Origin of the sequence: Actinoplanes awajinensis subsp. mycoplanecinus (assembly GCF_001509495.1) — a bacterium.
Lineage (GTDB): Bacteria > Actinomycetota > Actinomycetes > Mycobacteriales > Micromonosporaceae > Actinoplanes > Actinoplanes palleronii.
In genome coordinates this window covers 37,403-47,067 of record NZ_LLZH01000324.1, presented here as the reverse complement: position 1 = coordinate 47,067, position 9,665 = coordinate 37,403, and the positions used below count along the sequence as shown (strand labels likewise).

9 protein-coding genes are annotated in these 9,665 nt (G+C 71.0%); 1 reads left to right on the top strand and 8 read right to left on the bottom strand.

What is annotated here, in order from left to right:
* Positions 1–203: 203 nt before the first annotated feature.
* From ADL15_RS44445 to ADL15_RS44415, 7 genes are all read right to left on the bottom strand, one after another.
* A complete protein-coding gene (locus ADL15_RS44445) occupies positions 204–965 on the bottom strand; it encodes an ABC transporter ATP-binding protein (protein ID WP_067705561.1) in 762 nt (253 codons plus the stop codon).
* Positions 958–1,779, bottom strand: coding sequence for an ATP-binding cassette domain-containing protein (locus ADL15_RS44440; protein ID WP_067705559.1), 822 nt, complete (start codon positions 1,777–1,779; stop codon positions 958–960). The genes ADL15_RS44445 and ADL15_RS44440 overlap by 8 nt, the downstream gene beginning before the upstream one ends.
* On the bottom strand, positions 1,776–2,594 hold the full coding sequence (locus ADL15_RS44435; protein ID WP_067705557.1) for an ABC transporter permease: 819 nt from the start codon (positions 2,592–2,594) through the stop codon (positions 1,776–1,778). Before ADL15_RS44435 ends, ADL15_RS44440 begins: the two co-directional genes overlap by 4 nt.
* Entirely contained in the window at positions 2,591–3,547 is a 957-nt protein-coding gene (locus tag ADL15_RS44430) for an ABC transporter permease (protein WP_067705555.1), read from the bottom strand. Before ADL15_RS44430 ends, ADL15_RS44435 begins: the two co-directional genes overlap by 4 nt.
* Positions 3,547–5,040: an ABC transporter substrate-binding protein gene (locus ADL15_RS44425; protein ID WP_198171276.1), complete on the bottom strand. Its 1,494-nt coding sequence runs from the start codon at positions 5,038–5,040 to the stop codon at positions 3,547–3,549. Before ADL15_RS44425 ends, ADL15_RS44430 begins: the two co-directional genes overlap by 1 nt.
* A 2-nt stretch (positions 5,041–5,042) precedes the next feature.
* Entirely contained in the window at positions 5,043–5,717 is a 675-nt protein-coding gene (locus ADL15_RS44420) for a DUF1684 domain-containing protein (RefSeq protein ID WP_067705553.1), read from the bottom strand.
* A 127-nt stretch (positions 5,718–5,844) separates the two neighbouring features.
* The gene (locus ADL15_RS44415; RefSeq protein WP_067705551.1) at positions 5,845–6,687 is read right to left on the bottom strand and encodes a transporter substrate-binding domain-containing protein; all 843 of its coding nucleotides are present in this window, start codon (positions 6,685–6,687) and stop codon (positions 5,845–5,847) included.
* Positions 6,688–6,775: 88 nt separating this feature from the next.
* Here ADL15_RS44415 and ADL15_RS44410 point away from each other — a divergent pair, with 88 nt between their 5' ends.
* Positions 6,776–8,350: a methyl-accepting chemotaxis protein gene (locus tag ADL15_RS44410; protein ID WP_067705549.1), complete on the top strand. Its 1,575-nt coding sequence runs from the start codon at positions 6,776–6,778 to the stop codon at positions 8,348–8,350.
* Here the strand turns inward: ADL15_RS44410 and ADL15_RS44405 are convergent.
* Entirely contained in the window at positions 8,347–9,645 is a 1,299-nt protein-coding gene (locus ADL15_RS44405; RefSeq protein WP_198171275.1) for an MFS transporter, read from the bottom strand. The two genes, ADL15_RS44410 and ADL15_RS44405, sit on opposite strands and share 4 nt — an antisense overlap.
* Between the last annotated feature and the right edge of the window lie 20 nt (positions 9,646–9,665).

The following is a 9,665-nucleotide window of genomic DNA, read 5'->3' as shown; positions in this document are numbered from 1 at the left end:
GCGTTAACAGGCAACCCCTCAACCCCAACCAACCCGCAACCCGCCCTATTTTCACGTCCGCGAGACGTCACCCGAAGGAGACAAGATGACTCAGGGGTGCCTCAACGCCCTTGAGGCACCCCTGAGCACCAGCCGGACACCCGCGCCGCGCCCGAGGCCCGCGCTACGGCGCGGCCGTGGACGGTGGGCAGGATGGCGGCGGGTCAGCGCGGTTGCGCAGCTTCCGGGAGGCGGGGCACACCGGCGAGCAAGGCTTTGGTGTACGGATGACCCGGCGCCCGCAGCACCTCTCGGGTCGCGCCCTGCTCCACGATCCGCCCCCGCTGCAGCACCGCCGTGTGCTCGCACAGCTCGGCCACCACCCCGAGATCGTGCGAAATCAGCAGGATGGTCAGGTCCCGTTCGGCGCAGAGCGAGGCCAGCAGGTCCACGATCCGCACCCGGGTGGTCAGGTCCAGCGCGCTGACCGGCTCGTCCGCGAGCAGCAGCCGTGGGTGGCACACGATCGCGCGGGCGATCGCGATCCGCTGCCGCTGCCCGCCGGAGAACTCGTGCGGATACCGCCGCCCGGCGTCCTCGGGCAGCCCCACCGCCGTCAGCGCCTCGGCCACCCGCACCGGGTCGGCGCCCAGCCCCAGCCCCCGCAGCGGCTCCGCGACGATCCGCGCGATCCGCTGCCGGGGGTCCAGCGACGAGTACGGGTCCTGGAACACCGCCTGCACCGCCCGCCGATACCCGGGCAGCCGGTCGCGGGTCAGCGGCTCCCCCGCGTGCCGGATCACGCCGCTGGTCGGCCGGGTCAGGCCGAGCAGCAGCCGCAGCAGGGTGGTCTTGCCCGCCCCCGACTCCCCGACCAGTGCGACGTTCCGGCCCGCGTGCACCGCGAGGGAGACGTCGGTCAGGGCCGCGGGACCTTTTCCGTACGCGTAGCCGACCCGGTCGGCCTCGATGATCGGTTCAGGCACGGGTGAGTCCCTCCAGGGCGGCGTCGAAGCGGCGGGCCGCGGCGACGAGCGTGCGGGTGTACTCGTGAACCGGCGCGGTGATCAGCTCGGCGATCGGGCCCGACTCGACGATCCGGCCGGAGCGCAGCACGTGGGTGTGCCGGGCGACCCGGGCGGCCACCGGCAGGTCGTGCGTGATGAACAGCAGCGCGCTGCCGTGCGCGGCGACCAGGCTGTCCAGCAGGTCGAGGATCTCGGCCTGGACGGTGACGTCGAGCGCGGTGGTCGGCTCGTCGGCGATCAGCAGCCGGGGCCGGCAGGCCAGCGCCATCGCGATCGCCACCCGCTGGCGCTGCCCGCCGGAGAGCTGGTGCGGATAGGAGCCGGCGATCCGATCGGTGTCGGTCAGTCGCACCTCGTCCAGGGCCGCGCCCACCGCCGCGCGCAGCGCGCTGCCGCGCAGACCACGGAACCGGCGCAACGGCACGGCGATCTGCCGGCCCGCGGTCATCAGCGGGTCGAGAGCGGTCAGCGGCTCCTGAAAGACCGTGCTCACGATCTTCCCGCGGACGCCGGTGCGGGCCTTCTCCGACGCCGAGATCATGTCGACAGGCGCCGCGATGATGTCGACGCCGTCGACCAGGGCCGTGCCGGTGGCGGTGATGCCGGGCGGGAGCAGGCCGGCCACGGCGAGCGCGGTCAGCGACTTGCCCGACCCGGACTCGCCGATCAACCCGATCCGCTCACCGGCCTCGACGGTGAACGAGACGTCCTCCACCAGCACCGTCCCGGCCTGGTCACGCACGGTGAGTCCGGAAACCACGAGCAGGGTCATCGGCTCCTCCTGCGGGTCGGATCGGTCAGGTCGCGCAGCCCGTCGGCGCTCAGGTTCACCCCGACCACCAGCACCACCAGGGCCAGCCCCGGCGCGAGCGCGGCGACCGGCGCGGTCAGCACGGTGGCCTGCGCCTCGAAGAGCATCCGGCCCCACGACGCGTTCGCCGGTGGCGTGCCCAGGCCCAGATAGGACAGGCTCGCCTCGGCCAGCACCGCGAGCCCGGCCTGCAGCGCCAGGTTCACCAGCACCACCGGCCCGATGTTGGGCAGTACGTGGCCGAGAACGATCCGCGGCCAGGAGATGCCGGCGATCCGGGCCGCGGTGATGTAGTCGCGGGTCAGCACCTGCTTGACCAGCACCCGGGTCAGCCGGGCCACGATCGCGGCCATCGCCAGCCCGATCGCCAGGATCGCGGTGCCCAGCGACGCACCCGCGCCGGCCACGATCAGCATGGCCAGCAGCAGGGTCGGGAACGCGATCAGGATGTCCAGCGTCACCGCGGCGACGTCGTCGCGCCAGCGGGTGGCGAACCCGGCCAGCAGCCCGGCGCCGACCCCGAGCACCCCGCCGACGGCCACCGCACCGAGCGCGGTGCCGAGCGCGATCCGCCCGCCGATCAGCAGCTGGGTGAACAGGTCCCGGCCGAGCTTGTCGGTGCCGAGCAGGTGGTCGCCCCCGGGCGCGGTCAGCCGCCCACCCGACGTGTCATCAGGAGCAAACGGCAACCAGACGTACGACATGAGCACCGCCCCGACGACCAGCAGCACGAGCGCGAGCCCGATCGCCAGGTGGACCGAACGACGGCGGCTCACGACGCGCTCCGCAGACGCAGGCGCGGGTCGACGAGGCGCTGGGCGACGTCGCCGAGGAACCCGACGACCAGCACGGTGGCCGTGCTGACCAGCATCACGCCCTGGATCACCGGGTAGTCGTGCTGGCTGATCCCGCGAACCAGCAGGCTGCCCAGGCCGGGCAGGGCGAACACGCTCTCCACCACGACCGCGCCCAGGAACGTGGTGGCCAGTTCCATGGCCAGGACCGCGATCACCGGCACCGCGGCGTTGCGCAGCCCGTGCCGCCACATCGCCTCCCGGGCGCCCGCGCCGAGCGCCCGCGCGGTGCGCAGATAGTCCGCGCCGAGCACGTCGAGGGTGGCTGCCCGTACGTACCGAATCATCGAAGCGGCCATGACCAGAGCGACAGTGAGACACGGCAGGATCAGTGACTGAAGGGCGAGGCCGGGATCGGCCCAGCCGTCCGGCGGGAAACCGCCGGCCGGAAGAACGTGGAGGTTGAGGGCGAAGCCCGCGATCAGCAGCAGGCCGAGCCAGAGGGCCGGGACCGCGATGCCGAGCTGCGTGACCGCGTTGATCACCGGGCCGTACCAGCGGTCGGCGCGGGCCGCGGCCAGCACCCCGACCGGGACCGCGACCAGCACCGCGAGCACAAAAGCGGTAAGGGTCAGCGGCACCGTGACCGGCAGCCGCGCGGTGATCTCCGGGCCGACCGGCAGCGTGCTGATCAGCGACTTGCCCAGGTCGAGACGGGCGATGCCGGCCAGCCAGCTGAGGAACTGCGACGGCAGCGACGCGTCGGTGCCCAGCTCACGGCGGGCCGCGTCGATCTGGTCCGGAGTGGCGCCGACCGGCAGCAGGGCGTTCGCCGGGTCGCCGGGCAGCAGGCGCAGCAGCACGAACAACGCCACCGCGGCGAGGAACAGCGACCCCAGAAGGATCGCTGTCCGCCGCACCAGGTAGTGACTCATCAGCTCTTGGTGATGCCGTACGCGAAGAACTGGGCGTTGAGGCCGTTGACCGGGTAGCCGGTGAGCTTCGCGGAGGCCACCACGATCTGCGGGTAGAGGTAGAGCCAGTCGCTGGCCGCCTCCGTCGCGATGGTCTTGTTGGCCTGCTTGAGCAGCGCGGTCTGCTCGTCGGTGGTCTTCGCCTGCTCGGCCGCGGTGATCTGCTCGGTGACCTGCTTGTTGCTGTAGCCCCAGTAGAAGTCCGGGTTGCCGTACCAGACCACGTCGCGGTCGTTGACGTGCTCCTGCAGCGTCGCCACGAAGTCACGCTTCTGGTAGACCTTCGTGTACCACTCGTCGGCCGTGATGGTGTTGATGGTCACGGTGATGCCGACCTTGGCCAGCTCCGACTTGATGAACGTGGCCGCGGTGGGGTGCGGGTCGTAACTCGGGGTGTCCAGCGTGAAGGTGAAGCCGTTCGGGAAGCCGGCCGTGGCGAGCAGCTGCTTGGCACTGTCCACGTTGTAGGCGTTCACCGAGGTCAGGTCCTCGTACCAGGGGTCGCTGGGCGGGACCATCGAGCCGATCGGGGTGCCGTACTCGCCCCAGATCGAGGTGAGCAGCTTCTTGTCGTCGATGGCCTGGCTGACCGCCTGACGCACCTGCACGTTGTTGAACGGCGCGACCTTGTCGTTGAACGCCAGCAGCAGCTTCGTGGTGCCCTTGCCGTCGTTGACTTGGTAGGCCGGGTTGCCGCTGAACTGGGCGAGCGCGTCCGGGCTCTGCTCGCTGGTGACCACGTCGACCGCGTTGGTCAGCAGCGCGTTGTTCAGCGCGGTCGCGTCGGTGAAGTAGTGGAAGACCACACCGGCGTTCGCCGCCTTGGTGCCCCAGTAGCCGTCGAAGCGGGTCAGGCTCAACGTCGAGCCGCGCTTCCAGTCGCCGAGCTGGTAGGGCCCGGTGCCGTCGGCCTTCGTGGTGCGGTCGGTCGCGGCGGAGTTGACGATCCAGACGTAGCTCAGGTTGTAGACGAACGAGATCGACCGGCTGGACAGCGTGACCACCACGGTGGCGTCATCCGGCGTGGCGATCGACTTGATCACCGCGAGGTTGCTCTTGCGGGCCGACTTGGAGTTCTCCGCGGTCACGGCCTCGATGCTGGCCTTGACGTCGGCCGAGGTCAGCGCCTTGCCGGACTGGAACTTCACGCCCGGCTGCAGGGTGAACGTGTAGGTCAGGCCGTCGTCGCTGACCTTCTGGTCCTTGGCCAGCAGCGGCTCGACGGCACCGGTGTCGGTGAGCTTGAACAGGCCCTCGTAGACGTTGCCGTTCAGCGCCTCGGTGACGCCCTGCCCGCCGCCGGCGGTGTTGTCCAGGTTCTGCGGCTCGTAGACCGAGCCGATCTGGATGATCGCGTCGGTCTTCGGGGTGGTGCTCTCGCTCTTGCTGTCACCACAGGCGGCCAGCACGCCGGCCAGGCTCAGCGCGGTGACGACGGCCAGTATCTTACGCACGACTATTTCTCCAGTTTGGTACGGAATACGGGAAGCTTCTCGCCCGCTTCGACCGGCACGGCAAGGCGGTTCTGCGGCGGCGGGAGCGGACAGTTGTAGTGCTCCGAGAACCCGCACGGCGGCACGAAGGCCCGGTTGAAGTCCAGGACGACCCGATCGGTTCCGGTCGTCCGTTCGACGAACAAGAACCGACCTGATCCGTACGTGCTGGAGCGGTTCGTCGGGTCGCCGAAGACGAGCAGCAGAGTGCCGTCGTCGTCGAACGCGCTCAGCGTGTAGTCCCGGCCGTCGAGGGTGAGGTGCAGGTCACCGGGCACCGGCAGGTCACGGGTGAAACCGGCGTCCTGGGCGTGCTCGAACGCCACCTTCCGGTCCTCGGCCACGTCGGTGTAGCGCGCCTCGAGGACCCAGGCCGGGTCGTACGGATGAGTGTCGATCCGGTCGAAGTCCCGGATCGCCGGCGACGCCGCGTCCCAGAGCCGGACGCCGTGCTCGACGGCCTTGGTGAGCGGGTTCAGCCGGCGCAGCCGGGTGGCGGTGACGGTCGCGGGCTGTCCGGCGAGCGCGGCGTCCGGGTCGTCGGCGCCCCAGCGCGTCTCGATCAGGGCGAGGTTGCCGGTGGGCGCGGTGACTGCGGCCCGGCGGCCCTCCTGCCAGGCGACATGCTCCTGAGACATCGGCCGACCCTCCAGAGTTGATCTTGTTGGCAACGCGGCCAACCCTACAACTCCAGTAGGTTTTAAAGCATCGTCACGGTGATCACACCGGTAGTGACCCACCAGGCATCCGGTGACGTCACGGGCCTCAGGCGCCGCCGTTGATCGCGCCGGTGCGCAGCGCCCCTTCGGTGACCTTCCACGTGGTCAGCAGCGCGTCGTAGGTGCCGTCGTCGATCAACGAGTACAGCGCGACCTGGATCGCCGCGGTCAGGGTCGCGCGGTCCTTGGCGACGCCGATGCCGTACGGAATGGCCTCGATCTGCGGACCGGACAATTCCAGCCGGGCGTTGCGCTGCACGTCGAGCGCGGCGATCGGGAAGTCGTTGAGCGCGGCGTCGGCGGCACCACCGGCCACGCTCGCCGACGGGGCGGACGAGCGGACCAGGCGGAGCTTCTTCTTCGCGCACTTGGCGCCCTGAGCGGACACCATGTCGACGTAGACCGTGTCCGGCTGCACCGCCACCCGGCGGCCGCAGAGCCCGGACATCCCGCCGATGTCGCCGGTGCCCTTGGCCACGACGATGGACGTGCCGGCGTTCAGGTAGTTGACGAAGTCGGCCTTCTTCTGACGCTCGGCCCGGTCGAACATCGAGGAGACCGACACGTCGATGGTGTGCTGCTCGATCTGGCCGAGCAGGTCACCGAAGCTGACCGTCTTCCACTCGACGCGCAGCCCGAGCTTGCCGGCGATCGCCTCGACCAGCTGGACGTCCAGGCCGGTGTAGGTGCTGCCGTCCTTGAACGTCATCGGCTCGAACGTCGGGTCGGTGCCGCCGACCAGCACACCCGAGTCCTTGACCGACGCGGGCAGCGTGGCGTGGGCCTCGGCCAGGCGGTCGACGGGCCGGGTCTCGCTGTCCGCACCCGAGCCGCAGCCGGCCGCGCCCAGGAAAAGTCCGACAACGAGGAGAGCGATGCTTCGCCTCATATCCTCCCTTTCGGCCGATCAGCCAGCGGGCTGAGCGAAACGGTCCGAACCGGAAATTTCGTCATTAGCCTGGCGGTAGGAGGTCATCATGACTTTCACCATCCGCCGTCAGATCGCGGTCCTCGCGGTCGCCGGCTTCCTGCTGGTCGCGGTGGCCGGCGCGATCGGATACAGCGGGACGTCCACCCTCGCGGATCAGCAGTCCTCGGCCCGTAACGCCGCGGCCGCGCTGCAGGCCGCCCAGTCCGCCGACATCGCCCGCGCGCTGTTCCGCGGGAACGTGCTGAACGCGCTGGTCACCAACGACGCGACCGAGCGCCAGGGTGTCCTGGACAAGCTCGGGGCGAACGTCCACCAGTTCCGGGCCGGTGTGGACGACGTGGTCCGCTACGCGCCGCAGGTCCGCACCCAGGCCGACGCCGTGCTCCCGATCCTCAACGAACTGATCGCCTCCGGTCAGCGGATCGTCACCCTGGCCAGCCGGGTGGCCTCCGATCCGAAACGGACAGCGGCCCTGGCCGCCCGGCCCGCCTACGACGACGTGGACACCAAGGCCGCCGCCGCGATCAGCGCGCTGCAGACCGCGATCAACGAGCGGGTCACCACCGAGTACGCGGTGGCCACCTCGCAGGCCGACCGCTCCAAGACGCTGACCGTGGTGGTCGGCCTGCTCGCCGGCCTGCTGCTCGGCGGCGCGGCCCTGCTGCTCGCCCGCCGGATCGCCCAGCGGGTCAACAGCTGCCTGTCTGCCGCCCGGTCGATCGCCGCCTACGACCTGACCGTCGACGCCCGGCTCGGCGGCAACGACGAGCTGGCCCAGCTCGGCACCAGCCTGAACACCATCGTCGGTGCGCTGCGCAGCGCCGCCGCCGAGATCAGCGACAACGCCGGTTCGGTGGCTGCCGCCTCCGAGGAGCTGTCGGCCACCAGCCGGCACCTCTCCGCGGGAGCCGGCACCGCCTCGGCCGAGGCCTCCGAGGCGAACCAGGACATCGGCCAGGTGACCGCGAGCATCGGTGAGACCACCACGGCGGCCCGCGGCCTGAACATCTCGATCCAGGAGATCACCGCCGCGGTCGGCGAGGCCGACACCGTCGCCCGGGAGGCCGTCGGCCTGGCCGCGGACGCCAACCGCATGATCGAACGGCTCCGGACCTCGAGCGACGAGGTGTCCGCCGTGATCAGCATCATCACCTCGATCGCCGAGCAGACCAACCTGCTCGCCCTGAACGCCACCATCGAGGCCGCCCGGGCCGGCGAACAGGGCAAGGGGTTCGCGGTGGTGGCCGGCGAGGTGAAGGACCTGTCCCGGGAGACCGCCTCGGCGACCGGGGACATCTCCGCGAAGGTCACCGCCATGCAGGCCGACACGGCCGGCGCGTTCGAGGCGATCGGCCGGATCGGCCAGGTCATCTCGCAGATCGACCGGCTGCAACAGTCCATCTCGACGGCGGTGGAGGCGCAGACCGCGGCCACCGGCCAGATCGTCGCGAACGTCGACGTGGCCGAACGGTCCGCGGCCGCGGTGGCCGGCTCGATCGGCCGGGTCAGCGACACCACGACACTGACCCACGAGGCCGCGAACCAGACCGAGGCGGCCGCGGTCGAGCTCGCCCAGCTGTCGCACCAGCTGAGGCTGGTCTCCGACCGTTTCCGCCTCTAGACCCCAGCCCTCGCCCAGCGTGGGGACTTACGGCGCGCTCCGCACCCCAACTCCCCACGCAAGCACCGCAACCCGCCAGCGTGGGGACTTGCGGCGCGCTCCGCACCCAAACTCCCCACGCAAGCACCGCAAGGCTGGGGGCGATGCCGGCGACCGCGGGTCAGCCAGACCGCGCTCGTCAGCGTCAGCACCGCCATGACGGCGATCGCGTCGCCCACCCGCAGCTGCTGCGCGATCGTTCCGGCCAGCGACGCACCCACCGCCTGCATGGTGAACATCCCGGCCGAGTGCAGCCCGTGCGCCTGACCGCGCAGCGCCTCGGGTGTCGCGTCCACGATCCGCTGCTGGAGGATCAGTCCACCGGCGAAACCCGCCGACGCCGCAGCGATCGCGACCGCTGCGGCCGGCAGGGTCAGCGGCAGCGCAAAGAGCAGATACGGTACGCCCAGCAGCAGTTGCAGCGGCATCAGCAGCCGCGCCCGCCACCGCGCCAGCACCCACCGCCCGACCGTCGCGTCGCCGGCCAGCATGCCCGCCGCACCCGCGATGAACAGCACACTCGCGCCCGCCGGACGGTACGGAACGAACAGCGCCTCGTTGCCCACCGCCAGCCCACCCGGGATCCACGCCTCGAGGTAGAGGTAGCGCCGCTCCGGCGACCGCAGCAGCTCGACGTTGACCCGCCACGTCGCGGCGACCGACGCCCGCCCGGTGGCCCGTGGCGGCCGGGCGCTCAGCCCGAACCCGGCGATCAGCGCCGCCGTCAGCGACATCCCGGCCGCCGCCAGCAACGCGTCACCCGCACCGACCAGCGCGATCAGCGCACCACCGGCCGCGAAGCCGGCGATCTGCGTCGCGCCGACGGCCATGTTGAACACCGAGCGCCCGGTCAGGTAGTCGCGCTCCGGCAGGATCTCACCGAGCAGGCCCCAGCGCACCCCGCCGTGCACCGAGCCGATCAGTCCACTCACGCCGATCACCACGAACATCGCGGCGAGCGGGATGCCGGGCACGGCCAGCACCGCCGAGCCGAGCGCGGTCAGCAGGTGGATGGCGACCAGCGCGACCCGGGGCGGCACCCGGTCGGCCGCCGACAACAGCGTCATGGCCCCCACGACCTGCGCGAAGTGCGAGCCGAACAGGCTCAGCGCGGCCAGCAGCGGCGAGGCGGTGGCGTGGTAGACAACGACGGCGAGGGCGACTCCGCGCAGGGTTCCGGCGGCCACGTTCGCCGAGGTGGCGACGAACAGCGGCGTGAATTGCGGCGTGGCGAAACAGTCCCGGTAGGTTGGCACGAGCGCGAGTCTGCGACCGC

Bases quoted from the DNA above. Each gene is read 5' to 3' on its own strand.
- ADL15_RS44410 (WP_067705549.1), top strand. From the start codon at position 6,776: ATGACTTTCACCATCCGCCGTCAGATCGCGGTCCTCGCGGTCGCCGGC.
- ADL15_RS44420 (WP_067705553.1), bottom strand. From the start codon at position 5,717: ATGTCTCAGGAGCATGTCGCCTGGCAGGAGGGCCGCCGGGCCGCAGTC.
- ADL15_RS44440 (WP_067705559.1), bottom strand. From the start codon at position 1,779: ATGACCCTGCTCGTGGTTTCCGGACTCACCGTGCGTGACCAGGCCGGG.
- ADL15_RS44415 (WP_067705551.1), bottom strand. From the start codon at position 6,687: ATGAGGCGAAGCATCGCTCTCCTCGTTGTCGGACTTTTCCTGGGCGCG.
- ADL15_RS44430 (WP_067705555.1), bottom strand. From the start codon at position 3,547: ATGAGTCACTACCTGGTGCGGCGGACAGCGATCCTTCTGGGGTCGCTG.